General features: G+C 45.1%; 33 protein-coding genes. 27 read left to right on the top strand and 6 right to left on the bottom strand.

What is annotated here, in order from left to right; translation table 11 throughout:
• Positions 1-115: 115 nt before the first annotated feature.
• Entirely contained in the window at positions 116-1,363 is a 1,248-nt protein-coding gene (locus tag HTH_RS08900; protein ID WP_012964396.1) for an OmpP1/FadL family transporter, read from the top strand.
• Between the two features lie 40 nt (positions 1,364-1,403).
• Complete coding sequence (purC, locus tag HTH_RS08895; protein ID WP_012964395.1) at positions 1,404-2,102, top strand: phosphoribosylaminoimidazolesuccinocarboxamide synthase; 699 nt, start codon at positions 1,404-1,406, stop codon at positions 2,100-2,102.
• On the opposite strand, the gene HTH_RS08890 is transcribed toward purC, so the two are convergent.
• A complete protein-coding gene (locus tag HTH_RS08890) occupies positions 2,093-2,572 on the bottom strand; it encodes a C39 family peptidase (protein ID WP_012964394.1) in 480 nt (159 codons plus the stop codon). The genes purC and HTH_RS08890 overlap by 10 nt on opposite strands.
• Positions 2,569-2,961, bottom strand: a complete 393-nt coding sequence (locus HTH_RS08885; RefSeq protein ID WP_012964393.1) for a PA2779 family protein — start codon at positions 2,959-2,961, stop codon at positions 2,569-2,571. The genes HTH_RS08890 and HTH_RS08885 overlap by 4 nt, the downstream gene beginning before the upstream one ends.
• 39 nt (positions 2,962-3,000) lie before the next feature.
• On the opposite strand from HTH_RS08885, the gene HTH_RS08880 reads away from it, so the two are divergent.
• From HTH_RS08880 to HTH_RS08870, 3 genes are read left to right on the top strand one after another with little or no spacing between them, the layout of a single operon-like run.
• Entirely contained in the window at positions 3,001-4,572 is a 1,572-nt protein-coding gene (locus HTH_RS08880) for an MlaD family protein (protein ID WP_012964392.1), read from the top strand.
• A gap of 33 nt (positions 4,573-4,605) precedes the next feature.
• Positions 4,606-5,685 (top strand): aminopeptidase, encoded by a 1,080-nt coding sequence (locus HTH_RS08875; RefSeq protein WP_012964391.1) that lies wholly within the window; start codon positions 4,606-4,608, stop codon positions 5,683-5,685.
• Positions 5,643-6,362 (top strand): Crp/Fnr family transcriptional regulator, encoded by a 720-nt coding sequence (locus HTH_RS08870; protein WP_012964390.1) that lies wholly within the window; start codon positions 5,643-5,645, stop codon positions 6,360-6,362. The genes HTH_RS08875 and HTH_RS08870 overlap by 43 nt, the downstream gene beginning before the upstream one ends.
• On the opposite strand, the gene HTH_RS08865 is transcribed toward HTH_RS08870, so the two are convergent.
• Entirely contained in the window at positions 6,355-6,684 is a 330-nt protein-coding gene (locus HTH_RS08865; RefSeq protein ID WP_012964389.1) for a winged helix-turn-helix transcriptional regulator, read from the bottom strand. The two genes, HTH_RS08870 and HTH_RS08865, sit on opposite strands and share 8 nt — an antisense overlap.
• 77 nt (positions 6,685-6,761) lie before the next feature.
• Between HTH_RS08865 and HTH_RS08860 the strand changes: the two genes are divergently transcribed.
• From HTH_RS08860 to HTH_RS08820, 11 genes are all read left to right on the top strand, one after another.
• A complete protein-coding gene (locus HTH_RS08860) occupies positions 6,762-6,950 on the top strand; it encodes a CDGSH iron-sulfur domain-containing protein (protein ID WP_012964388.1) in 189 nt (62 codons plus the stop codon).
• Complete coding sequence (locus HTH_RS10125) at positions 6,947-7,114, top strand: hypothetical protein (protein WP_012964387.1); 168 nt, start codon at positions 6,947-6,949, stop codon at positions 7,112-7,114. The genes HTH_RS08860 and HTH_RS10125 overlap by 4 nt, the downstream gene beginning before the upstream one ends.
• Positions 7,065-7,190 carry a hypothetical protein gene (locus HTH_RS10210; RefSeq protein WP_425480514.1) on the top strand — a complete coding sequence of 42 codons (126 nt, stop codon included), beginning with the start codon at positions 7,065-7,067 and terminating at the stop codon, positions 7,188-7,190. The genes HTH_RS10125 and HTH_RS10210 overlap by 50 nt, the downstream gene beginning before the upstream one ends.
• A complete protein-coding gene (locus HTH_RS08855) occupies positions 7,168-7,359 on the top strand; it encodes a hypothetical protein (RefSeq protein ID WP_425480524.1) in 192 nt (63 codons plus the stop codon). Before HTH_RS10210 ends, HTH_RS08855 begins: the two co-directional genes overlap by 23 nt.
• A gap of 3 nt (positions 7,360-7,362) precedes the next feature.
• The gene (locus HTH_RS08850) at positions 7,363-7,773 is read left to right on the top strand and encodes a hypothetical protein (RefSeq protein WP_012964385.1); all 411 of its coding nucleotides are present in this window, start codon (positions 7,363-7,365) and stop codon (positions 7,771-7,773) included.
• The gene (locus HTH_RS08845; protein WP_012964384.1) at positions 7,773-8,372 is read left to right on the top strand and encodes a class I SAM-dependent methyltransferase; all 600 of its coding nucleotides are present in this window, start codon (positions 7,773-7,775) and stop codon (positions 8,370-8,372) included. Before HTH_RS08850 ends, HTH_RS08845 begins: the two co-directional genes overlap by 1 nt.
• The gene (locus tag HTH_RS08840; RefSeq protein WP_012964383.1) at positions 8,344-8,913 is read left to right on the top strand and encodes an NAD(P)H-dependent oxidoreductase; all 570 of its coding nucleotides are present in this window, start codon (positions 8,344-8,346) and stop codon (positions 8,911-8,913) included. The genes HTH_RS08845 and HTH_RS08840 overlap by 29 nt, the downstream gene beginning before the upstream one ends.
• Before the next feature lie 110 nt (positions 8,914-9,023).
• Positions 9,024-10,382: a FlxA-like family protein gene (locus tag HTH_RS08835; RefSeq protein WP_012964382.1), complete on the top strand. Its 1,359-nt coding sequence runs from the start codon at positions 9,024-9,026 to the stop codon at positions 10,380-10,382.
• A gap of 12 nt (positions 10,383-10,394) precedes the next feature.
• Positions 10,395-12,059: a hypothetical protein gene (locus tag HTH_RS08830; protein ID WP_012964381.1), complete on the top strand. Its 1,665-nt coding sequence runs from the start codon at positions 10,395-10,397 to the stop codon at positions 12,057-12,059.
• 13 nt (positions 12,060-12,072) lie between these two features.
• Entirely contained in the window at positions 12,073-12,618 is a 546-nt protein-coding gene (locus tag HTH_RS08825) for an FMN-binding protein (protein WP_232500431.1), read from the top strand.
• On the top strand, positions 12,615-13,535 hold the full coding sequence (locus tag HTH_RS08820) for a hypothetical protein (protein WP_012964379.1): 921 nt from the start codon (positions 12,615-12,617) through the stop codon (positions 13,533-13,535). The genes HTH_RS08825 and HTH_RS08820 overlap by 4 nt, the downstream gene beginning before the upstream one ends.
• Here HTH_RS08820 and HTH_RS08815 read toward each other — a convergent pair.
• The 3 genes from HTH_RS08815 to ispF are packed head-to-tail and all read right to left on the bottom strand — an operon-like array spanning position 13,465 to position 16,058.
• Positions 13,465-14,859 (bottom strand): MATE family efflux transporter, encoded by a 1,395-nt coding sequence (locus HTH_RS08815; RefSeq protein WP_012964378.1) that lies wholly within the window; start codon positions 14,857-14,859, stop codon positions 13,465-13,467. The two genes, HTH_RS08820 and HTH_RS08815, sit on opposite strands and share 71 nt — an antisense overlap.
• Positions 14,837-15,595 carry a patatin-like phospholipase family protein gene (locus HTH_RS08810; protein WP_012964377.1) on the bottom strand — a complete coding sequence of 253 codons (759 nt, stop codon included), beginning with the start codon at positions 15,593-15,595 and terminating at the stop codon, positions 14,837-14,839. Before HTH_RS08810 ends, HTH_RS08815 begins: the two co-directional genes overlap by 23 nt.
• Positions 15,585-16,058, bottom strand: coding sequence for a 2-C-methyl-D-erythritol 2,4-cyclodiphosphate synthase (gene ispF, locus HTH_RS08805; protein ID WP_012964376.1), 474 nt, complete (start codon positions 16,056-16,058; stop codon positions 15,585-15,587). Before ispF ends, HTH_RS08810 begins: the two co-directional genes overlap by 11 nt.
• Before the next feature lie 27 nt (positions 16,059-16,085).
• Between ispF and HTH_RS08800 the strand changes: the two genes are divergently transcribed.
• The 11 genes from HTH_RS08800 to sreB all read left to right on the top strand — a co-directional run bounded on the left by HTH_RS08800 (position 16,086) and on the right by sreB (position 26,019).
• A complete protein-coding gene (locus HTH_RS08800) occupies positions 16,086-16,970 on the top strand; it encodes an aspartate carbamoyltransferase catalytic subunit (protein ID WP_012964375.1) in 885 nt (294 codons plus the stop codon).
• A complete protein-coding gene (locus HTH_RS08795; RefSeq protein WP_012964374.1) occupies positions 16,963-17,460 on the top strand; it encodes a hypothetical protein in 498 nt (165 codons plus the stop codon). The genes HTH_RS08800 and HTH_RS08795 overlap by 8 nt, the downstream gene beginning before the upstream one ends.
• Positions 17,461-17,471: 11 nt before the next feature.
• The gene (lptA, locus tag HTH_RS08790) at positions 17,472-17,906 is read left to right on the top strand and encodes a lipopolysaccharide transport periplasmic protein LptA (RefSeq protein WP_232500430.1); all 435 of its coding nucleotides are present in this window, start codon (positions 17,472-17,474) and stop codon (positions 17,904-17,906) included.
• Positions 17,881-18,162, top strand: a complete 282-nt coding sequence (locus tag HTH_RS08785) for an HU family DNA-binding protein (RefSeq protein WP_232500429.1) — start codon at positions 17,881-17,883, stop codon at positions 18,160-18,162. Before lptA ends, HTH_RS08785 begins: the two co-directional genes overlap by 26 nt.
• A complete protein-coding gene (locus HTH_RS08780) occupies positions 18,149-19,189 on the top strand; it encodes a geranylgeranyl reductase family protein (protein WP_012964371.1) in 1,041 nt (346 codons plus the stop codon). The genes HTH_RS08785 and HTH_RS08780 overlap by 14 nt, the downstream gene beginning before the upstream one ends.
• 101 nt (positions 19,190-19,290) lie before the next feature.
• Positions 19,291-22,131 carry a sulfur reductase subunit SreA gene (gene sreA / locus HTH_RS08775; protein ID WP_012964370.1) on the top strand — a complete coding sequence of 947 codons (2,841 nt, stop codon included), beginning with the start codon at positions 19,291-19,293 and terminating at the stop codon, positions 22,129-22,131.
• Positions 22,128-22,667 (top strand): Uma2 family endonuclease, encoded by a 540-nt coding sequence (locus HTH_RS08770; RefSeq protein WP_012964369.1) that lies wholly within the window; start codon positions 22,128-22,130, stop codon positions 22,665-22,667. Before sreA ends, HTH_RS08770 begins: the two co-directional genes overlap by 4 nt.
• Entirely contained in the window at positions 22,668-23,228 is a 561-nt protein-coding gene (locus tag HTH_RS08765; protein WP_012964368.1) for a Uma2 family endonuclease, read from the top strand.
• On the top strand, positions 23,229-23,615 hold the full coding sequence (locus tag HTH_RS08760) for a CZB domain-containing protein (RefSeq protein ID WP_012964367.1): 387 nt from the start codon (positions 23,229-23,231) through the stop codon (positions 23,613-23,615). It begins immediately after the preceding gene.
• Between the two features lie 52 nt (positions 23,616-23,667).
• A complete protein-coding gene (locus tag HTH_RS08755) occupies positions 23,668-25,308 on the top strand; it encodes an IS200/IS605 family accessory protein TnpB-related protein (protein ID WP_012964366.1) in 1,641 nt (546 codons plus the stop codon).
• Between the two features lie 12 nt (positions 25,309-25,320).
• Positions 25,321-26,019: a sulfur reductase subunit SreB gene (gene sreB, locus HTH_RS08750; protein ID WP_012964365.1), complete on the top strand. Its 699-nt coding sequence runs from the start codon at positions 25,321-25,323 to the stop codon at positions 26,017-26,019.
• The last annotated feature ends 1 nt before the right edge of the window (position 26,020 follow it).

Genomic DNA, 26,020 nt, shown 5'->3' with positions numbered 1-26,020 from the left:
TGTGGGGTAGTTCACAATATAACATCCACTTAACACACTATAAGTAAGTTGAATAGTTTTAACATGCTTTGCTTTTATAATGAAAGTAGTTAAGACTTGAAAGGGAGGTAGTAAAATGAGGAAGTTTTTCTTAATTTCAGGGCTTCTGTCAGTAGCAGGAGTAAGCTTTGCCACCAACGGGGACAATCTGATAGGGGTCTCTCCCGCATCAAGAGGTATGGGTGGTATAGGCGTAGGTATGCCAGTAGGACCAACCGATACCATCTTCAGAAACCCCGCTTGGATGAGCTACTACAAAGGCTTTAACCTCAGCTTTGGTGGAATACTGTTTATGCCTCATGTGAAAGGAAAGAGCAATGTCACACCAATGGGACCCATGAACCCACCAGCGGAAGCCACCAGCGATGCAAAGGTCTTTGTAGTGCCAGAGGTGGGAATAGTCCATCAGATAAACGACAAGCTAACCTTCGGTATAGGAGCCTTTGGTGTTTCAGGTATGGGAGTAGATTACAGAAATAAAGACCCAAGACTTGCCAACATGCACACAACTCTGCAGTTCATGAGGGTCATACCTGCCTTAGCTTACAAGGTAAACGATGCCATTTCTCTGTCGGGTGCTTTGCACTTAGCTTATGGCTCTTTGGATATGGGAGCTAACATGTGTCAGCCTTTTACTACCAACTGCTGGAATGCAGGAGGTGGGCAGTCCCAAACATACGGCATAGGAGCGCAGGTAGGTATTGCTTACAACATGGGAGACTTTGTATTTGCAGGTCTTACTTACCAAAGTCCTGTGGAGATGAAGTACAAGAGAGTCTTTGACTCCAACGGTGATGGGAGGTTTGAGGACCTTAAGCTCACTCAACCTCAGGAGTTTGCCTTTGGTGTGGGTGTAAAGCCTATGCAGAACTTTAAGATAGGTATGGACATACGCTGGATAAACTGGAAAAACGCAAAAGGCTACAAAGAGTTTCAGTGGAAGGACCAGTGGGTGATAGGCATAGGCGGTGAGTATAAACCTACCGAAAAACTCGCTCTGAGAGCTGGCTACAACTACGGCAAGTCTCCCATCAGAGGTGGGGCAAAGAACCTTATGAATGCCAATAACATACCTAATTTTGTTGCACCTTTCAGCGACTTTAATGTGGCATACTTTAACCTCATAGGCTTTCCCGCTGTTGCTGAACAGCACATAACTTTGGGTCTTGGATACGAATTTACCAAAACTTTCAGTGTGGATATTGCATACAAACACGCCTTTGAAAAGACAGTTACTGCAACAGATAACATGGGCTTTGGCTTTGTGGTGCAGGGTAAAAACGCTCAGGATGCCCTATCTTTGGGTCTAAACTGGAAGTTTTAAGCTCCTTGCGGGGAGAACTCTCCCCGCTTATAATTTCTGTATGGAAAAGGTTTACGAAGGGAAAGCTAAAATTGTCTACAAAACCGAGGATCCTGACAAATATATCCTTTACTTTAAGGACACCGCCACCGCCTTTGACGCCACCAAAAGGGCAGAAGTAGAGGGTAAAGGTGAGCTTAATAATAACATATCAAGCTTAATTTTTCAATTGCTGGAAGAAAGAGGCATAAGGACTCACTTTATTCGCAAGCTCTCCAGCAGGGAGATGCTCGTTTGGAGAGCAAAGAGGTTTGAGCTGGAGGTGGTTGTCAGAAACATATCTGCCGGGAGTCTCTGTAAAAGGCTTGGCATAGAGGAGGGGAAACCTCTTGAAAAACCGTTGGTGGAGTTCTTCTATAAGAATGATGAGCTTCATGATCCTCTTGTGTGCTACGATCACATAATTCTTCTTGGACTTCTTAAGGAAGAGCAGATACATGAAATTAAACACATAACTTTTAGGGTCAACGAAATCTTAAGAGAGTTTTTCTCTCAGCACGGTCTTATTCTGGTGGACTTCAAACTGGAGTTTGGTCAGTTGCCAGATGGTAGCTTGGCTGTTGTGGACGAGGTCTCACCAGATACTTGTAGGCTCTGGGATGCCAAAACGGGAGAAAAGCTGGACAAGGACAGGTTTAGGTTTGACCTGGGAGACCTTCTGGAAGGATACAGGAAGGTGCTTGAAAAGCTTCAGGGATAGACTACCAGCCCCACCCTTCCCATCTTTGCCCACTTTTTGTCCAATTCTGAGTAGCTGAAAGCTCTTTTCTCTTCGTAGCCAGTATGAGCGTAAAAGTGGCTCTCATCGTAGCCAATAACCACAACATAGTGAGGCACACTCACCCAGAGAAAACCGTTATCTATGAGCAGTATAACGGGAAAGCCTTTGTTTATGTAGCCTTTAACTTCCTGAAGGCTTCCTGTAAAAAGCTGTGTCTTAAAGCCAAGACTCTGAGCGTAGTTTTGCAGGTCTGTGATAAGAGCGCCTTTGAGCTTAGGGTCATATACCGCTTTTGCTATCTCCTCCTGACTTTTTTTAACCCCGTAGTACTCCAAAACGCTGCTCAGGGATGCAGGACCGCAAAAGTTATCCTTTTGTTTTACAAAAGGCACATCAAGGAGCTTTAAAGAAAGAAGAAAGGGCAGAAGAAGAGCTAAGGCTCTTCTCACCTAATGATTATCTCTTTATTGAGGAGCTTAAGAAGTATGACGATGAGTATCAGAAGAACTACTACCGCTATGGCTACACCAAGACCATCACCTCCTGCCAATACCTTATCGGAAGCCTTTGCCAGCGTGTGCAGTTGCTCGTCGCTTAGCTGTGAGAGCTTTTTCTCTATTTCCTCTTTGGTAAGTCCGTAAGCTTTTAGCTTTTCCTGCAAGAGCTTGCTCTCCAGCGCTCTTTGCACCTTTTGCATGTCCTGATCCCTCTGGGATATGATAACCTCAGAGGAGGGTTTGGACTCCACAAGTCCTGCAATGGCAGGCACAGAATTCATAAAGAAAAAGGCACCGGCAACACCAAGTACAAGAGCCCTCTTCCTGAGATACTTTGTCATAGCAAAACCCCCTGATGCACAGTTTTATATAATTATAGCATGAGGTTTTCTACAGAGTTCAAGGTAGGCACTTTTGTAATAGCCGTTTCCCTTGCTTTTGCCTTCCTTATACTCACCTTTGGGGAGATACCTTTTTTAAAACCGGGTGTTAAGGTGTATAAGGTTTACTTTGACAATGTGGCAGGGCTTTCAAAGGGTGCGGAGGTGAGGGTGGCAGGCATAAAGAGCGGCAAGGTCAGGAGCGTGGAGCTAAAGGACGGAAAGGTGGAGGTGATTTTTGAGGTAGACAAAAGCATAAATCTTTACAGGGATGCCAGCGCACAGATAGGAACTCTGGGGCTTATGGGGGACAAATATTTAGCCATAAACCCGGGCAATCCCTCCTCGGGTCTTTTATCAGAAGGACAAGTCATACAAAAAACCTACGGCTATGCTGATACGGACAGACTTGTCAAAGAGCTTACCAACGCTTCCGAGTCAATAAGGCTCATGGTGGAGAATTTCCAACTTATATTGATGGAAAACAGAGAGGACATAAGAAGGATAGTGCAGAACCTTGAGATGCTATCAGACAGCCTTAATAAGATGGCTCTTGAGAACAGGGAAAACCTCAGGCAGACCATAGCCAACCTCAACATATTAGTGGCGAGCCTAAGCAGGACTCTGCCATCTACCATAGCTTCCATAGAGAGGCTTTCCAACGACCTTGACAGGGCGGTGGTTGAAAACAGAGGGGATATAAAAGAAAGTCTTGAGAACTTAAGAAGCCTTACCTCTGACCTGAAAACCTCCCTTCCCGAGCTGGTCAAAAACCTCAACGACCTTTCCAGAAATCTAAACGCAATAGCAACGGAAAACAGAGAGAACCTCAGAGCTACTACTTCAAACCTTGCAGAACTTACCACATCTCTTAAGAAAAGCTCTCAGGACCTTCAGAGCATACTCGCCAGGATAGAGAGAGGAGAAGGGACACTTGGAAAGTTGGTAAAGGATGAGGAACTTTACAGAAACATCACATCCGCTACAAAAACCTTTGCCAAGGCGGGAGAGGTGGCAGACAAAACTAACCTTTACATAGGATTCAGAGGTGAGCTCTACAGAGCTGGAGACTCCAAGGGAATACTGAGCGTAATCCTGCAGCCTGATAACCAAAAGTACTATCTACTTGAAGTGGTAGGTGATTCCAGAGGTAGGGTATACAGGGAGGAGATCCTTCCCAATCAGACAGTGGTAAAAAAAGAGTTCAAGCCCGAGTTCACACTGCAGTATGCAAGAATATTTCCACTTTTTGAAGACAAGTATCTGGTGCTAAGAGGTGGTCTCAAAGAATCCACTGGAGGTGTGGGAGCGGACCTCATATACAGCGACAGGATAACCTTTACATCGGACCTGTGGGACTTTGGAAGGAAAGACAGACCTCAGGACAAGAACCTAAAGCCTAACTTTCAGGTGGGTGTCAATTACAAAGTAAAGGGACCCCTTTATGTGCGTTTTGGAGGAGATGACCTTCTGAACTCAAAACTCAGGGGAGCCTTTGGTGGAGTGGGGCTACTCTTTACAGACAACGACCTAAAATACCTGCTGGGCGCTGTAAAAATACCCTTGCCTTGAGAGAAATTGACTTAAATTTTAATAGTGAATACCATGTATGAAGATCATATTTACAGGCTTTATAGGGTGAACATGAACCTCAAAGAGGGTGAAAGCCTGCTACTGCTGGTGGATGACGAAAAGGACTACCTTGTAAGGCTTCTTCAGGAGTTTGTTAAAGTGGCGGAGGAGATTACCCCTCATGTAAGGTATGTGCTTTACCCATCCTTAGGAGTGCATGGCACAGAACCACCCGAAGAGGTATGGAGAATAACCTTTGGAGATAGGGCAATAGATGCGTTAAAGGATGTGGGGCTTTTTGAAAAGGTCATTAGCAAAGAGCAGTATTCTGAGTATGATGTTGTAAACATACTTAAAAAGTATGCGCAGGATGTTCCTCAGGTAGTGGTAGCCTTTGCGTACTACTCTACCACCCACACCTTTTACAGAAAGGTGTTAACAGAACACTTTGGCACAAGATACGCCTCCATGCCTCTCTTTGAACCCAGCATGTTCTCAGGTCCTATGAATGTGGACTGGGGCATGGTTAGCAGGCTGAGCACGGATGTGGCGGACATACTCACAGAAGCCGAATGGGTACTGGTAAAGGGCGCGGAGGGGACCAGTATGGAATTTTCCGTAAAGGACAGAAAAGCCATAGCGGACACGGGACTCTTTCACAGGGGTGGGGACTTTGGAAACCTGCCTGCGGGAGAGGGCTTTGTAGCACCTGTAGAAACCTCCGCCTACGGAAGGTTAGTCATAACTTACGGTCCGGACAGAAGGCTGGAAAGACCTATAAGTCTAAAGTTCAAGGATGGTGCGGTGGAGGAGATAGAAGGGTTTGAACCGTATCGTTATACTCTTGAAGAAATATTTAAAAAGTACGATGGAGCAAGGTACATAGCGGAGTTTGGAGTTGGAACAAATCCGGGAGCAAAAAGACCGGACAATGTGTTAGAAGCGGAAAAAATACTGGGAACAGTCCACATAGCCATAGGTGATAACCACACCTTTGGGGGTACCAATAAGGTGCCCTTCCACACGGATTATGTAGTTTTTGAACCAGAAGTCATAGTAGGAGGTAGAGGATGGCAAAAGAGGCTCTTAGAGAAAGGGAAGATATGCACCTGAAGCTTGAAATGCTCAAAAACGTTCACATGTTTGAGGGCTTGGGAGAGGAGGAACTCAAAGAAGCTGTAAAGTACATGCAACTCAGAGAATTCAGGCGCAACGAGTATATATTCTTTGAAGAAGAGGCAGAGCCAGGCATATACATCCTCATAGATGGACTCATAAAGCTACTTAAAGAGACTCAGGATGCGAGAATAGTGATAGTCAGGCTGGTGTATCCCGGAGATGTCTTTGGCTGGATAGAGTGGGGCAAAAAGGCTCCCAAAAACACTTATACCGCCAAGTCCATGACCGAGTCAAAGACACTTTACATATCCAACAAAGACTTTATAAACTTAGCCATAAAGCACCCAGCCATAGCCATAAAGATGACCTGTGAGGCTACCGCCAACCTCATACAGACTTATGAGACGCTAAAGAGCATAGCGGGTGGTAAAGTGGAGGAGAGAATTGCTAAGGTAATACTGGAGATAGCTGACAGGATAGGCAAAAAGTACGAGGATACTATCATCATAGAAGCTCCTCTTACGAGGCTTGATATAGCAGAGATGACAGGCACCACCGTAGAAACCACCATAAGAGTTATGAGCAAGTGGAAAAAGCAGGGCATCATAAATACAGAAAGAGGCTACATAGAGATACTAAAGAGGAGAGAGCTGGAGAAGCTCGTCATCTGAGGTAAGTTTTTATATATTCAGCTCCCCACTGGTGCATGGCATCAAAAACCTTGCTCAGCTTTTTACCTATGGGGGTGAGAGAATACTCCACCTTAGGAGGTACCTGTGGATAAACCGTCCTTTTGACTATGCCTCGCTCCTCAAGCTCTCTGAGTTGCTTTGAAAGCATCTTTTGAGTTATGTTGGGTATAGCTCTCCTTAGCTGGGAGAACCTCTTAGTTCCACTCATAAGCTCTCTCAGTATGAGGAGCTTCCATTTGCCACCTAGAATGTCTATAACTGCCTCCACGGGACAGATGTAATCTCTGTTATTAAGTTTCATAAAGTATAGTATATAACATAAAAGTCAGTTATTGACAGTTAAACACCAAGAGTTAAAATCATAGTAGGAGGTGAAACATGGCAAGACTTGTAAAACATACGGAAAAGGGTCCATACAAGCTTGAAGTGGGAGAGGAAACATACTTTATATGCCAGTGCGGACTTTCTAAAAATAAGCCTTTCTGCGATGGCTCCCACAAAAAGACAAGGGACGAAGAAGAGGGAAAGCTGTACATATATGACGAAAAGGGTAGGGTAGAGGTATGAAAGTTTATCCCACCGCAGAGGTCATTGACGGTGCGGGCGTCAGGATAAGAAGGTACATAGGAACTATGCACATAGGTGAACCTATTTGGAAGTGCCAGACCCCTTGGCGAGCCTGTGGTTCGCTGGGGACCTTTCGTCATGAGCAGTCAGGAGGAGATAATTAAGGGAGGTTTAAGCCATGAAGCAAGAAGTACCAAAGGAAAAACTGCTGGCTTATGTGGAAAGGCTAAAGGTCCTTAAAGATGACATGCAAGGGCTTATAAAAGACATACAGGATACTGTGCCTTACGCTCCCGTTGAGGGGTGCGAACTTTTCATGAAGAGGTTATACGATGCAATAAGTGAGCATTTAGAAGCCGTTAGTGAAGCTATAGAACACTGGGAGTGGACAGCAAACAAGGAGGGTTAAGCCATGAGAGGAGTCAATTTGCTCAGCTTTATCTTTGCCAGCCAGATGGGTGGCTACGCCATGGTTTTGCTGGATGGGGTTTACGCCAAGTGGTTTGGGCTCTTTGGTCTCTTTCCGGGACTTAAAGACCCCGCTTGGTTCATCAAACACCAGATAGACGCCACGCTCTTTGCCATACCTCTGGTGCTTCCTGTGGTTTGGAAGAGGCTTCCTGGTCCGGGTCTTGTCAAGGGGCTCATATACGGAGTTCTCTGGCACATATTCGTGATAGTTGTGTCCCTGATGGGAGCCTTTGGAGGTGCGGAGTGGTTCCAAAGACCCATGAGCCTGAACGCTCAGGTGTCTACCTTCATACTTCACCTGGTGTGGGGAGGTCTGACGGGCTTTCTTTACAGTCCACCGGAGAAAGACTGATGGCTTTCAAATTCCCCGCGGAAAACTGGAAAGTGCTTTTAAACCCCGAAAGGTCCAGCTGGCAGAGCATAGAGGTCTTTTTGAGTGCAGTAAACCCATCAGAGGAAGAGGTATGGGCGGACCTGGGCTGTGGACCCGGCTACTTTACCATTCCTTTAGCCAGCAAGGTCAAAAAGGTGTACGCGGTGGATCTTGAGGAGAGAATGCTGGAGGTCTGCGCCTCAAGAGCTAAGGAGGAAGGCATAACCAATATGGAGCTCATAAAGTGCCAGGAAGACTGCATACCCCTGCCTGACGAGGTTGCGCACAGAATCCTGATGGCAAACCTCCTTCACGAGCTTGTAAAGCCCGCAGGGTTTCTGGCGGAGGTAAGAAGAATATCAAGACCCAACGCTAAAATAGTGGTTATAGATTGGCACCCAATACCCTCCCCTGCAGGACCACCCCTGGAGGAGAGGATACCCAAAGAGGAAGCAAAAAAGCTCATGGAGGAAAACGGTTTTATTTTGGTGGAAGACCTGGAGGTTTACCCTTATCATTACTTTTTAATCTTTGGAAAGGAGGAGCTAAATGGTCCTGGTGGTGTATGCTCACCCTAACCCTGAGAGTTTTAACTCTGCCATAAGAAAAACTGTAGAAGAGTACCTAAAAGAGAGAGGGCTTGCCTTTGAAGTGAGAGACCTCTACACCATGGGCTTTAACCCTATCCTCTCGGCTCAGGACTTTTTGGCGTTTGAAAGAGGTGAGGTCTTTGAAGACATTAAAAGGGAGCAAGAGCTCATAAGACAAGCAAAGACGCTGGTATTTATATTCCCCATGTGGTGGTATAGCTTCCCAGCTATCCTAAAGGGATACATTGACAGAGTGTTTTCTTACGGTTTTGCTTACAAGGAAGAAAACGGAGATGTGGTGGGACTGCTTAAAGGCAAAAGAGCCTTGATACTCTGCACTCTGGGAGGCTCGGAAGAAGATTACCAAGACTTTGCCAGATGTCTGGAAAACACCTTCAAAGCCACCTTTGAGTTCTGTGGGATAGAAGTTCCGCTGGTTAAGTTCTTCTACGCGGTTCCATACGTTTCGGATGAGGTAAGAAAGGGCTATCTGGAAGAGGTCAAACTGCTCCTATCCAAGACTCTTTAGAGAGCGTCCGCGGGTAGCCCTACACCTTCCCTGATTTCTATCATATTGACATCTGATTTCAGTTTCTCGTAAGATTATTGACACTAAATCTCAGTTTAAGGAGGTTAATCATGAGGCGTGCCTTTCTTTTGTCTGCCCTTTTTTCCAGCCTGGTGTTTGCCCAGCCTGCGGAGGAACGCATAAAACAGCTAGAAGAGCAGATAAGACTTCTCCAGCAGGAGGTTCAGAAGCTAAAGGAAGAGCAGAAAAAGTCCGAAGAGACAAGGCAGGAGACGGAAGTTCTCAAGGAAGAGATAAGGAAGCTCAGGCTTGAGATTGCCATGCCTCAACTTGAGATTAAATCTTACTCTGGTTTAGGACCTGCAGCTTCCAAGGCTCTCTTCAATCCGAGGGGTGTTTCCATAGGTGGCTACGGTGAGGTGCACTTTGTCCACAACCCTGACAAAAAACCCAAAAACACTATAGATGCAAAAAGGCTAATACTCTACTTTGGATACGCTTTTAACGAAAAGCTAAAGTTTAACTCAGAAATTGAGTGGGAACACGCCTTCGTGGAGGGAGGGGAAGAAAGCGGTGAAACTGCAGTAGAGTTTGCCTTTCTGGACTACAGCTTTAACGAAAAATTGGGACTGAGAGGCGGTCTTCTTCTTATTCCTGTGGGCATAATAAACGAGTACCACGAGCCTCCCACATTTCCGTCCGTGGACAGACCCTACCTGGAGAGAAACATCATACCCACCACCTGGAGAGAGCTGGGCTTTGGAGTTTACGGAAAACTGGCAAACCTTGAGTACAGGGCTTACATAACCAACGGGCTGAAACCCAACGAGGAAGCGGGGGAAAAGGTGGAAAGTGGTGAGCTTCTCAAGGGCTTTAGGCAGAATGGCTTTAAGGCTGCCTCAGACCAAATAGCCTTCACAGGCAGGCTGGACTATAACCTCCCTTACAATCTCAAGGTGGGCGCCAGCACCTTTGTGGGTGGTGTCCAAAACAATGAGGGCAAAAAGCTGGGCACTCTCACACTGGTTTCTCCTCACGCTTGGTGGCAGTACGGTCCCTGGGACATAAGATTTGTGGGAGCCTACGGGAGCGTGTCAGGAGCGGACAAAGTCTCAGAAGCCATAAGCACCAATCCCGCCTGCACCGAGCTGGGGGACAAAGCAGAGTGCACCACCTTCCCCAAGAAGTTTTACGGCTTTTACACTCAGGTGGCTTATGATATATTTAGGCTTATCAGAGTTTCTGACCAACAGCTTTACCTATTTGGCATTTATGAGAACTACAACACCCACGCCAGCGTGCCAGAAGGCTTTGAAAAGCCAGAAGGGCACAAGGTGCAGGTTTTTAACTTGGGTCTTTCGTACAAACCCCACCCCCTCGTGGCTCTAAAGGCGGACTATGTGAGGTACTCCCCAAAAGATGCCAAAAAGCAAAACATTTACAGGCTTGCCCTTGGCTGGATGTTCTGAAGGAGGTAAAAGATGAAAAAGTATTTGCTCCTTTCTGCCATCTTTATCTTTTCGTGTGGAGGAGGGGGAGGCGGAGAGAAGAAAAAGACCATGATAGACACCTACAGCTTTTCCAACCCAGAGCCCAACATTCCCCTTGAGTGTTACACGGACACAGGAGTTTTGCGCTACGGAAAGGCTGTAGCCAACCCCTGCTATGTGTGCCACACGCAGGCAAATACTCCCTACATGAACGAAAAGACGGACTTTGACCTGACCTTTAGCTACTCCTTCCCCGAAAGCATCATAAAGGCAGGAAACCCTTGGCTCAATGCAATAAGACCGGACCTGACCCTGAAAGATGTCCCCATGCCTTCTGATGAGGAAGTAAAAAGCTACATAAAGCAGGACAACTGGACAGAGGCTTACGCCAACAGAGGAAAGGGAGAGCTATACTACTTTCCAGACCTTCCACCCATATACACCTACAGCGGAAGCTACGCTCTTATAAACATAGACAGCGAAGGCTTTGTAAGAGAGCCATCTACCGGAGAACACACAGGATGGAGAGCCTTCAAGTGGAAGCCCTTCCCCGGCTTTTTCCCCACCAACGGCCGGATAGATTCTACCTTCATAAGGCTTGACAAGCCCTTTAGGGAAAAGGACGGAAAGCTAGACATAAACACCTATAAGAAAAACTTAGCTATAGTGGAGTGTGCGGTAAAGGGTGTCCAACCGGGAGAGGTTTGCAAAGGTACGGAGGTGGGGGACTTTACCATGCCCTCCTATTACGAGGGTGATGCAAAGGATGTTCCTGTGGTGGTTTATCAGTACCCGTCCGGCACAGAGTTTGCCCACCCCATTTATTACCTGGAGCCCGAAAACACCATATCCTACAAGTCTGTGCGCATAAAGGAGATGCGATACATGAAAAAGGTAGCTTACGCAGACACAAGAGATGAAGGAGAGGAGGAAGAAGAAGGTAAGTTCTTCTATGACAGGGGGCTTGTCTTTAATGACAGTAAAAACTGGCTCATGGCAGGCTTTATAGAAGACAAAAACGGCAGGCTAAGAGCCCAGACAGCGGAGGAGATGAAGTTCTGCATAGCCTGCCACGGAGGCATAGGCGGGACTGTGGATGGCACCTTCACCTACTGGCGTAAAGTCCCCGGCGCTGGTGGATGGATGGAGCAGGACTATAACCTCACCGCAAAGAGCATAAAAGACTGGAACTACAGGAGCTACGAGGCAAACGTAGGACCTGCTCTTGAGAGACTCCTTGCCTTCGTAAAAGGGGAGTATCAGCTTTACTTTGCCATGACGGACGGGGGAGACCACTTTAGGAGCAACGCAGAGGTGCGCTCGCGCATCAGCAAAGACCCCACCAAGATATCCCCTGTGCTATCACCCGAGGACAACATCCTGAGCAATCCCAGTTTGATTAACTATCTGGACACAGATGGGTATGTAAAGCCAGACCTTTTCCTGCCATCTGCTGAGCGTGCTTACGGCATAGACAAGCAGTACATAAGAATTGTTAAAGCTCAAGCCTTTAAGTTTGGCAGGGATGTTTTTGACAGACCCTTTGGTGTATCTTCAGGTGGCAACTCCTTAGAAAAGCTGACTAACTTAAAAGAGACGGGAGTCAAAACCTCCGGCCTGTGGATGGTCATAAAAACCCTCCTGCTTATAAGGTAAAATTATGGTAGGCATGTGCAGGTGGTGTTTTCTGACCTTCCTCTTCTTCTGCTTTGTCTCCTTCGGGATAGACAGTCCCGCAAGGGACTTTAAAACACCACAGCAAGCTTTGAAAGATGCTTTTCCCGGTGCTAATATAGAGATAAAAAACATAGTGCTTTCAAAACAGCAGGTAGAAAAGATAGAAAAGCTCTCTGGAGTGAGGCTCTCCAGCAGGCTAGTTTCCTGGTACATAGCCAAAAGAGGAGACTCGGTGGTAGGTTATGCCTATATAGACAGCCATGTAGTCAGAACTCATCCCGAGGTGGTACTCTATACGCTCACCCCCGACGGAAGGATAGATATAGTGGAGGTGCTTGCTTTCAATGAGCCTTTAGAATACATGCCTGATGAGAACTGGCTAAAACTCTTTAAGGGTAAAAGTCTTGGTCCAGATACTCTCAGGCTAAGAAGGGACATCCCCAACATGACGGGAGCCACCCTTACATCAAGAGCAATAACTGACAACACAAGAAAAGTTCTTGCCATGTGGCAGGTAATATTCGGAGGTGAAAGATGAGATTTTTTATATCTGCCAACATAAAAGAAAACAGACCTCTTTATTATCTTGTGCTTGCTTTCTTGATTCTCTTGCTTCTATACTGGCTGAGTTCCTGGTTTTTCTTTTATAGCAAGTACGGCTTTATCTATACATCTGTTTTTAAGTACTTTTTTGGAGACCCAAGTTTTCCAGAGAGGATATCTTTGTCCCAGCTTTCGGAGGATATGCACATAGAAACTTTCCTAAAAGCCTTTTATGTACTCCTGCTCTTTTCCCTCTTTTTACTCTCTTCCTTTTCGGAAAGGTGGAAGGTATCTCTTATAATAATATCTGCCCTCTTTGGTTTAACGGAGATAGCTTCTGACCTCTTTATCCTGTATGTATCTCCTTTCTTTATATACATAAAGCTTACATCTTTCTTCTTATTTCAGGTATCAAGTGGTATAGCTCTCTTTTTAACGCTGATTTTTTTTCTTTTTATGGGTGAGGATAAAGCATCTGGCACATCCAACATAAAGCTGGTGCTTTTTCTATTTTCTCTGTTTTTGCTTCTCTTTACCTTTGTGAACTTTCTGGTTTTCTCTTCAAAAATGGGTTTTACCTTTGAGAGCGTGAAAAGTTATTATCTTGGCAATCCTCAGATTTTTGCAAAACCCAAGACTTTTGAGGGAATGTTTAAGGTTTTTCATCCTCACCTTCTTTCTATGGCTTTTTACTCTTTGGCTGTTGCTCACCTGCTTTTGTTTATCAATTCCAAGGGGAGGTTCTGGCTGGGTTTATCCCTCTTTATTCTCTCTTTTCTTGACAACCTGGCTGGTTTTTTGGTGAGGTTTGTTCATCCTGAGTTGGCTATTCTTAAAATGCTTACTTTTTTACTTCTTCAGGCGGTGCTTTTATATACCTCTCTTCTTCTACTTTTGCACTCAAGAACCTAGTTATCTGCCTTCTATAAGCCCAATAGAATATAATTGCCCTCAGTGTCATCTCAACGCTCATAAAGATCCATGGGATCAGTGGTGTGTGAAAATACTTTAGAAGCAAGTAAGATGGAATTATTCTAAAGACCCAAAAGGATGTTAAGTTAACCGCTAAAGGTATGTGAGTTTTTCCCATTCCCTTTAAGGCTCCAGAGTATATGCTGGCGTATGCCATCTGTGGCTGAGACAGAGCAACTATTACCAGATAGTAAACTGCGTACTCTATAACCTGAGTATCTCTGGTAAATATGAGGGAGAAGTAATAAGGAAAGACAAGCAAAAACACTCCCATAAGCCCCATCACAAAAGCAGTCAGGTGGGCGGTAATTCTTATACCATGGTGTAGACCGGCGTAGTTTTTAGCTCCCCAGTTTTGACCTGAAAGGGTTGTAGCTGCCACCATAAACCCAAAGCCTATCATAAAGGAGGCGCTCTCAACTCTGAGACCTATCTGATGAGCTGCCAGCACCTTATCACCAAAACTGGCAAGAAAACCTACAAATATATTAAAAGACAGGCTGGAAAAGGCTCTTTCAAGAGCTGTAGGAGTGCCTATACGCAGCATCTTGGCAAGAACATCTCTGCTAAAGCACATGGATATGGGAAACGGCTTTTTCTTCCTCAGGTATAAGTATGCATAAGCCAAAAGCCCTACCACCTCAGAGAGTGCTATGCCCCATCCTGCTCCTCTTGTCTCAAGTCTTGGAAACCCCAAGTTGCCGTATATAAGAAGGTATGCGCTTGATATGTTAACCAAATTCATAATCAGAGCCACTTTGAAGGGAGTTTTTGTGTCTCCGTAGCCGTTGTATGCTGCGTATATGGTGTTGGTTATAAAGCCTACTGTTATAAAGGCAAATATTGGGTCAAGATATTCTCTTGCCAGAAAGACAACACCCTTGGACGCACCGAACCTTTCCATGAGAAAGGCTACCAGATGAGTGCCTACGAAGGTAAGAGGCAGGGCTGTAAAAAAGGACATGACTAAACCCCAGAGCAGAGCAGGAGATGGATCTTTCCTTGCACCCGTCATCTGGGCAACCAAAACGGATGTACCTGTATAAGAGAGTGCCATGAGGGAGTATATAAACCATAGCATGCTGGCAGAGTAGCCCACTGCAGCCACCGCAGTGGCAGAAAGACCAGAGACCAGTATTATGGAAAAGGCACTCTCTACGGTGTAAAGTAGATTGGAGAGTATTATGGGCATAGCAAGTTTTGTCACTTTTTTGGCAACGGATCGCCAGCTTTCGCCGGCATCAACGAGAAGTCTGTTGGACATAATTTTTCATCACCTCTATGGTTTTTTGGTAGCCAAGCATATAAATCTCCTCAGCCTTCCAAATATCTATAACTGAGTAATTTTGAAGCTCTGGTTCTATAACAACATGGCATAGCTCTTTCCTCTTTTCCACATTGGACCTCACTGCCAGAAGAAAGCTTCGCGCTATTATATGAAACACATTTCTGACCTTCTCCACCGCATTGGTAGGGTTTACATCCACTCCCACCAAAAGCCCATCCTTGCTAAGAAGTGGTTCCACAGGCAGGTTGTTGGTGACGCCACCATCAATAAGTATGTAATCTCCGTACCTTATAGGCTCAAAAACACCGGGAAGCGCACAGCTCCCCAGAAGTATAGGATAAAGCTGTCCCTTGCTAAGGTGAAAGCTCTTACCGCTCTTTATGTCCAAAACCCCAATATATAGGCTTTTCCCCAAATCCTCTATAAGCTCCACCTCTAAATACCTCCTTAGAAACTTCTCCGCCTTACTAAGACTGAAAAACCCGTATCTTGGCACCTTGGGACGCAAGACCTTTATCCATTCAGTAGATTTCACTATCTTTATCATCTCCTCAGGTGAATATCCCGCGCAGAAGAAGGCTCCTACCAGCGCACCGGCACTGACTGCGCTCACCGACTGAATGTCAAACCCCATATCTACAAGAGCTTTGATAACACCAATGTGAGCGATCCCTCTTGCCGCACCACCCGATAGAACCAGATTAACCTTCATGACTCAAAAGGATGACACAATAGCATACCACACCTTTCTCTTTACAAAAGCCCTCCCTTGTCTTGCCTTTTATGGATATGCAGCTTTTATCCACCTGCATTATCTTAGAAAGGTTTTCTACGATGGCACTTTTTAAAGGGGATATTTTAGGGCTGTCCAACACCAGGACGCAATCAAGGTTTACAATGCTGTAGCCCTTTTCTCTCGTTCTTCTTAAAGCCTCTTTTAAAAAGATCTCTGAAGAAGCATTTTTCCACCTTACATCCTTATCAGAAAAAAGCTCACCTATATCGGGTTCTCCTATGGCGCTAAGCAAGGCATCAGTGATGGCATGGAGCAAAACATCACCATCAGAGTGACCTTTTAAACCTTCGTGGTGCTTTATAAGTATGCCTCCCAAGTAAAGAGGCTTTCCCTCTTCAAACTCGTGAGCATCAAATCCTAAACCTATCCTAAAAGTCATAAGGATAATGATATACTAATAATACCCATGAAGCACCTGATAAGCACCTTTGACCTAACAAAAGGTCAGGTGGATTATCTTTTTAGGTTATATACCGAGTTCAAAGGAGGCAGGCAGGAAAAACTCAAAGGAGACGTAGCTCTGCTTTTCTTAGAGAGTTCTACAAGGACAAGGTTTTCCTTTGAAATGGCTTGTAGGAATCTGTCTTTGAGAACTTACTGGGCAGGACCAAGGGAGAGCTCCATAGAGAAAGGCGAGACTTTTTATGACACTGTAAAAACTCTGTCCTCTTTGGGCTTTAGAGCTTTGATCTTTAGAGTGCCTTTTGTGCTCTTTCCTTACGATAGCTATCTGAAAGAGAGCATCTCTTTGATAAATGCTGGTGATGGTTCCCATCAACACCCCACACAGGGGCTTGTGGACCTTTTCACAGCCATAGAAGTGTATGGCTCTTTGGAAGGTCTTAAGGTGCTTTATGTAGGAGACATAGCTCACAGCAGGGTCTTCAGGTCTGGCTCTCACCTTTTTAGCATGTATTCGGCAAAGGTGGGAGTGGTAGGTCCAAGAACGCTTCTGCCTAAGGACCTTACTCCCTTTGGTGTAGAGGTGGTGTTTGACGATATTACAACCGCTTTAGAGTGGGCTGATCTGGTCATATATCTAAGGCTCCAGGAGGAGAGATTTAAAGAGAATTACATACCTTCAAAGGAAAGCTACTTTTTACAGTTTGGGCTTACCAAAGAGCGTTATAAAAAGCTCAAAGGCTTTTTTATGCACCCTGGGCCTGTTAATATAAATGTGGACATAGAGGCGGAGCTGGTCTATACAGAAAAGTCTCTTATTCTAAAGCAGGTGGAAAATGGTGTTTATGTTCGCACCGCCGTACTGTATGAAGTTTTGAAAGATGCTTAAGATCATTCTATTTAGCCTATCTTTAATAACTCTTTTTACCCTTCTGAAGCTCTATGTGGAAAAAACTTATCAGGACCTTCCCAAGGTCAGGCAGGAGGAAAAAGGTGTTGCACAGGATATAAGTATAAAGGCTTATGGAAAGTCTGGGATTGAATGGACGCTCAAAGGTAAGAGTCTTTATGCGGAAGGAAGAAGTGTGACGCTAAAAGATGCGCTTTTGCATACAGATAAGGAAAGGATCAGAGCTGACCAGGTCTTTATAGATCGCGATACTCTCAAAGGTTATGCTGAGGGGAAAGTGGAGATATGGGGAGAAGACTTTTACGCGCAAACGGATAGAGCTGACCTTGACCTAAAAGATGGAAAAATTTGGGGTGAGGGGAGAGTGTTCCTAAAAGAGGACAAAAAAGAGACGGAAGGCAGAGGCTTTCAGGTGCAACTGAGACCTCTTAAGATTATAATTAAAAGTGCTAAGGTGAGACTGGAATGATAATCTTTTTGATGCTTATCCTTCTGGGTGGTATAGCACTTTCCCAGCCGATACTTGGTGAGGCTGACTCTCTCACTTACGAAAAGGACAGGATCATATATACAGGCCATGTAAAGCTGAGCAGAGGCAATGCGATAATTACCGCGGATAAGGTGGTGATATATCTGGACGAAAACAGAAAGGCAAAAAAGGCAGAAGCGGAGGGTCATGTAAAGTATGTGGAAGGAAACAGAAGAGCATCTGCAGACAGAGCGGAGTATGACTTTCAGTCCGATGTAATAAAGCTCTTTGGAAATGCGAAGGTGGAGGAGGGCAAAAACTTTGTTGAGGCGGACCAGATAGTTTATTACAGAAAGGAGGACAGAGCTGTAGCAATGAGCGAGGGCAAAAGGGTTAGAACCTTCTATGTGGAGGAAAAAGGTGAAAAAGTCAGAGATAGCAAGTAAAATCTCAAAGGAGTATCAGATACCTTTAGAGTTGGCAAAAAGTCTTGTGGAGGGTGTCTTTTCGTGGATAGTTCAAAAAACTGCGGAAGATGGCAGGGTGGAGATAAGGGGATTTGGAGTTTTCAAGCTAAGGCGGAGAGGTGGTCGCTTTACAAAAAATCCCAAAACTGGCATAGAGATGTATGTGGAAGAGAGGTATCTGATGAGCTTTAAACCTTCTAAAAAACTTCTCAAAAGACTCAATGAGAAAGTATGATGTCCTCGTAGTAGGTGGAGGTCCTGCTGGTTCTTCCTGCGCTTACACTCTGGCAAAGAGCGGTCTTAAGGTGCTGGTGGTGGACTTTAAAAGAAAAATAGGCACTCCAGTTCAGTGTGCCGAGTTTGTTCCTGTGCAACTCTTTAACTCCTTTCCGGAATTTTTTACACCAGAGAGTATAAGCCAGGAAGTGGATAACATGCTACACTTCACACCTTGGGGAGAAACTGTTTTGATGAATTCCAAAGGGTTTGTGCTAAATAGGGAGGTTTTTGATTATCATATATCTCAGCTTGCAAGAGAGGAAGGGGCAGAGTACTTACTTGGTACGCTTTTTGTAGGCATGGAGGGTCCCAAGGTATGGCTTGAAAGGATACACACAAGGGAGAGGTTTTTTGTAGAGGCAAATGTGGTAGTGGGTGCAGATGGACCAAGGTCAAGGGTTGCCAAGCAAACTGGAAAGCACACAAAAGACTTTCTCACTACAGCACAGGTAAGAGTGCCACTAAATACAAAAGTTAAAGACCTTCTTATTTACTTTAGAGAGTATATACCCGGTGGTTATGGCTGGGTCTTTCCTAAGGGTGAGTCCGCCAATGTGGGCGTAGGTATAGACCCTGCCTATAACATGAATGTGATGGAAAGCCTGAAGATTTTTTTAAGCGAGCTTCTTAAAGAGGGGCTAACAGGAGAGAAGGTGCTATCAAGAACAGGAGGCTGGATCCCCGCGGAGGGGCTGCTTGATGTTATTCGCAACCGCGTACTTCTGGTGGGTGATGCAGGAGGCTTTTGTCATCCTATAACGGGCGGTGGTATAGCCAATGCCATAATCTCTGGCACTATGGCAGGTAAAGCTATAGCCAGTGGAAAACTCTCTGACTATGAAGAAGAAGCTTGGGAGGTCTTTGGGACTACTCTTGAAAGGGCGGCTAAAAAGCGAAAAAAATATATGAAAAGGTGGGACAACCTTTCTTACATCATTCCCAGAACCTGGATAGCCTTTGAAGAGTACTGGAGAGAAGATTAGATATTCTTATAAATTTCATAAGCATTTCTTATAATTTCATAAGAAACTTGAAACATCAAGGTTGCCAGCGATGGGATATCTTATTAAGCAGGAGGTTTTTCATGATAGGCGGAAGTTTTTACGAGAGGAAGTCTTACAGCACATGTTATATGTGCGCCTGCAGGTGCGGTATAGAAGTTTATGTGAGAAACAACAAAGTTACTTACATAAAGGGCAACGATGAGCATCCTACCAACAGGGGGGTTTTGTGTGCAAAAGGTTCTTCTGGAATAATGAAGGAGTACAGTCCTGCGAGGCTAAAAAAACCGCTTTTGAGGGTGGGTCCAAGAGGTTCTGGTCAGTTTGTGGAGATAGAGTGGGAAGAGGCTTTCAGAATTGCCACCCAGTGGCTGGAAGAGGCTCGCAAAAAGGGACCTTACAAGATAGCCTTCTTTACCGGAAGAGACCAGATGCAAGCTATAAACAGCTGGTTTGCCAGCCAGCTGGGCACAATAAACTGGGCAGCTCACGGGGGCTTTTGCTCTGTAAACATAGCTGCCTCCGGGCTTTACTCCATAGGAGGCTCTTTCTGGGAGTTTGGAGAGGCGGACTTTGAGCACACCAAGTACTTTATGCTCATAGGCGTGGCAGAAGACCACTCTTCTAACCCCTTCAAGCTGGGCATTCAAGAGATGAAGCGCAAGGGCGGAAAGTTTGTAGTGGTAAACCCAGTGCGCTGGGGCTACGGAGCTGTAGCGGACGAGTGGGTTCCCATAAAGCCTGGCACAGACGGAGCCTTTTTTATGGGCATAATGCACGCGCTTTTCAAATACAACCTGATAAACTGGGAGTTTTTGAAAGAGTATACCAACGCGCCGTGGCTGGTCATTCAGGCACCTGGCACATCCAAGGACGGACTCTTTTACCGCAACGAGGAAGGAAAGCCTATGGTCTTTGATAAAAAGTCTAATAGCTTTAAATCCGCAGACCGTATAGTGCCTGAAGACCTTGACCCTGCCTTTATAGGAGAGTTTACCACTCCAGAAGGCTACAAGGTAAGACCCGCTTTTGACATATTTGCCGAAAGGCTTGTAAAAGATTATGAGCCTGAGAAAGTAGAGAAGATTACGGGTATCCCAGCAAAGGATATAGAACGCATAGCCAAAGAGATGGGGAGCATTGCCCTTTACCATCCCATAGAGCTACCCATAGAGTGGACGGATGTGTGGGGAAGAAGGCACAAAAAGGTAATAGGAAGACCCGTATCCTTTCATGTGATGAGGGGTGTGGCATCCCACACCAACGGCTTCCAAACCGCAAGAGCCATTTTCCTTCTTATGATGCTCCTGGGTGTGGTGGATGTGCCCGGAGGATTCCTCAACAAACCACCATATCCCAAGCACATAGAAGACCTTCCCAAGCCTTATAAAATATCAAAGCCTGATGAGATAAAGTACGGAGAGGTATACCCAGGACCTCACCTGGGATACCCTCAGAACCCTGACGACCTTCTGGTGGACCAAAAGGGCAATCCCATAAGGATAGACTGGGCTTACAGCTGGTGGTTTCCTCTCACCGCTCACGGATGCATACAGAATGTGATACCCGCCGCATACCAGCAAAACCCCTACGGTATAGAGGTGCTGATGATATACATGGCAAACATGGCTTGGAACTCTTCCCAGAACATACCTTATATCCTTAAGGCTCTCACCGCCACAGACCCCTCCGGCAACTACATAATACCCAGGATCATCACTATAGATGCCTTCTACAGCGAGCAAGTAGCATACTCTGACTTAGTCCTTCCCGATGCCACCTATCTGGAGCAGTGGTTTGCCCTGTCTTTGCTGGACAGACCCCCCTCCGCCGTGGACGGTCCTGTGGATGCCCTCAGACATCCCATAGTGGACCCTGTGGCTAACGGCTACGATGTAAAAGGCTGGGGAGATGTTATGGTGGAGATAGGCTCTAGGCTAAAACTTCCCGGCTTTGTAAACGAGGATGGCACCAGAAAGTACAAAGACTTTAAGGACTTTTTGATAAACTGGCAGGTAAAGCCTGGAGTTGGTGCGTTGGCAGGTTGGAGAGGCAAAAACGGAGACAAGCACTTTGTGGGCGAGCCAAACCCCAACCAGCTGGAGATGTATATAAAGAACAAAGGATTTTTTTACTATAAGCTTCCAGAGCATATGCGCTATTATAGGCATGTCAACAAAGACTATCAGGAGTGGGCTGTAAGTGTAGGATTTATTAAAAAGGTGGCACCCATAACCTTCAACTTTTACTTGGAGACACTGCAGACCTTCAGGCTGGCCGGTCAAGGACTTTGGGAGGGCAAAAATCAGCCACCTAACGACCCGGTTCTGAGAGACAGGCTGGTAAAGTACTTTGACCCTCTTCCTTTCTGGTATCCTCCCTTTGAGGAGGAAGTCTCCGGAGAAGAATACCCCCTTTATGCTTTTACCCAGAGACCCCAGTGGATGTACCACTCCTGGGACTCTCAGAACGCTTGGCTCAGGCAGATATCTTCAAGAAACTACCTTTACATGAACCCCAAGACCGCCCAGAAGCTGGGTATAAAGCACTTAGACTGGGTGTGGGTAGAGTCAAGAGTGGGAAAGGTAAAGTGTCAGGCTTTCCTTACCAACACTACAGAGCCTAACTCCGTCTGGACATGGAACGCCATAGGCAAGATGAAAGGCACCTGGGGACTAAAGCCCGAGGCGGAAGAAGGACACGAGGGATTTCTGCTCAACCACGTTGTCCCCCACAGCATAAACATAAACGGCAGGGAAGTCTATTACGGAGACCCCATCACGGGACACTTAGCCTGGTTTGACACAAAGGTAAAGGTTTACAAGGCAGAGGACCAAACGCCAGAGACATACCCTCAGTTTGAGGTAGAGCCCCTGGACTATATTAAAGAGAGATGGGTGCCTGTCCTGAGGTACAAGCCATGAAGGTGCTGGATAAAAAAACCGTAAAAGATTACGAAGCTCTTCCGGAAGGTAGCCCCTATCAGCTGATAGAAGGAGAGCTTATTATGAGTCCAGCACCATCGCCTGAGCATCAGAGAAGTTCCAAGAGACTGTTTACTAAACTTTACTCATTTCTTGAAGAAACAAAAAGAGGTGAGGTTTTCTACGCGCCCATAGATGTCTATCTGGATGAGGAGAACGCATACCAGCCGGACATAGTAGTAGTCTTGGAAGGCTCAAAAGCTCAGATAACGGAAAAAGGCATAGAAGGAGCGCCTGACCTTGTGGTGGAAATACTCTCTCCTTCCACAGCTTACTATGACCTTAGGGTAAAGAAGGAGGTTTACGAAAAAGCCGGTGTAAAAGAGTACTGGATAGTGGACCCACACATGAAGAGCATAGAGGTTTATTCAAACACTCCTGAGGGTTTCAGACTCGTCTCTGAAGCAAAAAAGGAAGGCAAGGTAAGGTCTGAGCTTCTTAGGATAGAACTGGAGCTAAAGGAGGTGCTTGGGTAGATGAAAGTGGTTTTGAAAAAGAAAAAATACACCACTCAGGACTATGAAAAACTTCCAGAGGGTAGCCCCTACCAGCTGATAGAAGGAGAGCTTATTATGAGTCCAGCACCATCGCCTGAACATCAGAGGGTTTCCATCAGATTGTCATCAAAGCTCTTTAACCTACTTAGCAAGAGCAAAAAGGGTGAAGTTCTCTACGCTCCCGTAGATGTATACCTTAATGAAGAGAACGCATACCAGCCGGATATAGTGGTTGTCCTCAGAGACGGAAAGGCTAAGTTAACCGAAAGGGGTGTGGAGGGACCTCCGGACATGGTTATAGAGATACTCTCCCCTTCCACAGCCTACTATGACCTTACGGAGAAGAAAGAAGTCTATGAGAGGGTAGGCGTTAAGGAGTACTGGATAGTGGACCCAAAAAGAAAAGCGATAGAAGTATATAAGAATACCGAAAAGGGCTTTGAACTCTACTCAAAGGTAAAGGGTAGCGGAAAGGTAAAATCCTCGGTTATTCCCGAGTTTGAGGTGGAGCTAAAAGAAATCTTTTTGGAGGTAGACTGAATGCCCCTGACCAAGGTTGCGAAGTTTCTAAAGGATGTGGATATATTTATCTCTCAGCACTCTCTTTACATAAACAAGCTGGAAAGAGCTATAAAGGAAGGCACACCCTTTGAGCACAAAGACTGCCATAGCTGTAATTTTGGCAAAAGGTGGGACGAGTTGATAGCTCCAGTAAAGGAGGAACTTCCAGAAGATATAAGAGCTGTGGTGGAGGAAATAGAGAGCATTCACTGTGAATTTCACGAGATTAGTATGCAGATAGACCCAGAAAATAGAGGGGAAACTGATGCGGAAAACCTTGAAAGAGGGAAAGACTTGTCAGCTGAACTTTTTCAAAAACTTTTATCTCTAAAACGGCTAATTGATAAGGAGGTTAAAAACAGTTGAGTAGAATCGTTAAGAACTGTATAGAATTGTATAATCTTAAGAGGATTAGGCAATGATAACACTACACTGTAAAATAGCTTTTGAAAGCAAAAAGGACAAAGAAAAGCTGATGAAATTGATGAGAAGGTTTTCATCCTGCTATAGGTATGCATACAGTAGACTACTTGAAAAACAAGAGAGAAAAGACCTTAAAAAAGAACTACAAAAGATATTCTACCTAAACTCAAGATATTGTGATGATGCTATATTTAAGGCACAAAGTCTTATAAACCTATGCAAAGAAACAGGGAAAAACCCAGAAAAAGTAATATTTGGTGGTAGAAAACTCTTTGAAAAATTAAAGAAAAAACACTTAAATGGACAGCAATTAGAAAAACTACGGCAAAAATGGGAAGAAAGAAGAAAAGGACTTTTATACTCAAGAGGAGACAAAACAAAGAAAGGAAACCTCAATACCAGAATAGAATTTGAGAAAGAGAAACTAACACTCAGAATAAACACAGGAGATAGAAACTGGATAAAAGCAGACATAAAAAGAACAGCAACCAGACAAAACGATAAATGGATAAACTTTATAGCAGACTTAATACGAGCAGAAATAACAGGAGAGTATTTCCCGTATTCAGTAGAGATAAGAAAGATAAACAATAACTTTTATGCATTCATAAGCTATGAAGAGGTGAAATTGGAAGAACCCATTATAACTAAAGACAGTGGCGTAATAGGGATAGACATAAACGCAAGCCCATTTCACATAGCTATGGCAAGTGTCAAACCAGATGGGAACTTAGAAAAGACAAAAAGGGTATCTTTAGCTGCTCTTTTGAATAAGACAAAAAACCAGAGGGAATACCTGTCTTGGCAAATAGCACATCAGATAACAGATATGGCTAAGGAAGAGAATAAAGCGATAGCTATAGAAAAATTACAAGATATACCAAGAGGTGAAAGAGGAGATGGTAGTAAGAAGCTAAGGAAGAGACTACAGCAATGGATATACAAAGGTTTGTTAGAGAAAATAAAAACACTTGCTAAAAGAAAACGCATTCAAGTTATAGAAGTAAACCCGGCTTACACATCAGTTGTGGGGGCGTTAAAGTACGCACCACAGTATAGTTTAGATAAAGACACGGCAGGAGCATTTGTAATAGGGAGAAAAGCATTAGGATTTAAAGAAAGGTTGCCAGAAAATTACAAAAAACTAATAACAGATAAAGAGTATTTGGATTTTGCGATGGAAAGACTACAAGAAGAAAAACAAAAAACACAAGAGAGTTTAAAAGAAGAGAAAAACCAGTATAAGAGAAAACCGATACAAAAGAAACTAAAAGAGCTAAACAAAAACTTAAAGATAATCCAAAGCCTTTACAGTGAGCCACAGGCTCAAGAACCTGTCAACCGATGGAAGCAGCAGGTGAGAGGCTTGTCTTGGACAAGTTATAAGCTGTGGCAAATTGTGAAGGTAGCCCTTGCTATCCCTGTTCTGGGTAAGTCTCTAAGCAGGGACTTATCACCCTTGAGAGGTATAATAGTTTCAGGGGATTGGGACAGAGTAGCAAGAAGGTTAGCTCCTGTTTCTTGGGACAGGGGCTATGGTATGGACGAATACCGCCAGCTGGGGACATGTCCATACCTGAAAGAGGCGGGATACAAATACCCCAGCCCAAAGTGCGGTTTTATGCACTTTGGATAACCAGGTTTAGGGATGGCTCAGTTTGCTTTGGTTATAGACTTAAACACCTGCGTAGGTTGTCATGCCTGTGCTACCAACTGTAAGGAGTGGAACACGCAGGCGTCCTTTGGTCCCCTCTCTGACTTTGACCCCTACGGGAGAGAGCCTCAGGGTGTATGGTACAACAGGATAATGACCTACGAGGTAGGTGAGTTTCCCAACACACAGGTGTTTCACCTTCCCAAGTCCTGCCTTCACTGTCAGGATGCGCCGTGCGTACCTGTGTGTCCCACGGGTGCCAGCTACAAGAGGGAGCAGGATGGGATTGTGCTCGTAAACTACGATGACTGCATAGGCTGTAAGCTCTGCTCTTGGTCCTGTCCTTATGGGTGTAGAGAGTTTGATGAGGCGGACAAAGTCATGAAAAAGTGCACCCTGTGCATAGACAGGATATACGACGAGACGCTCCCTCCCGAGCACAGAAAACCTGCCTGCGTGCTCACCTGTCCTGCAAGAGCCAGATTCTTTGGAGACATAGAAGACCCCAGCAGCGAAGCCTACAAAGTCATAAAGGAACGCAATGGCTTTGTATTGTTCCCCGACATGGGCACAAACCCAGCTAACCATTACCTTCCTAGGACAGAAACCAAAGTGCATATAGACGAGCACCTTCTAAAGCCCGAAAACCCACTATTCCTTGAGGTAGTACAAAGACATTATAAAGGAGGATAAA

This window comes from Hydrogenobacter thermophilus TK-6 (assembly GCF_000010785.1).
GTDB classification, from domain to species: domain Bacteria; phylum Aquificota; class Aquificia; order Aquificales; family Aquificaceae; genus Hydrogenobacter; species Hydrogenobacter thermophilus.
Note: the sequence above shows the minus strand (reverse complement) of the source record. Positions and strands in the feature narration are given on the sequence as shown.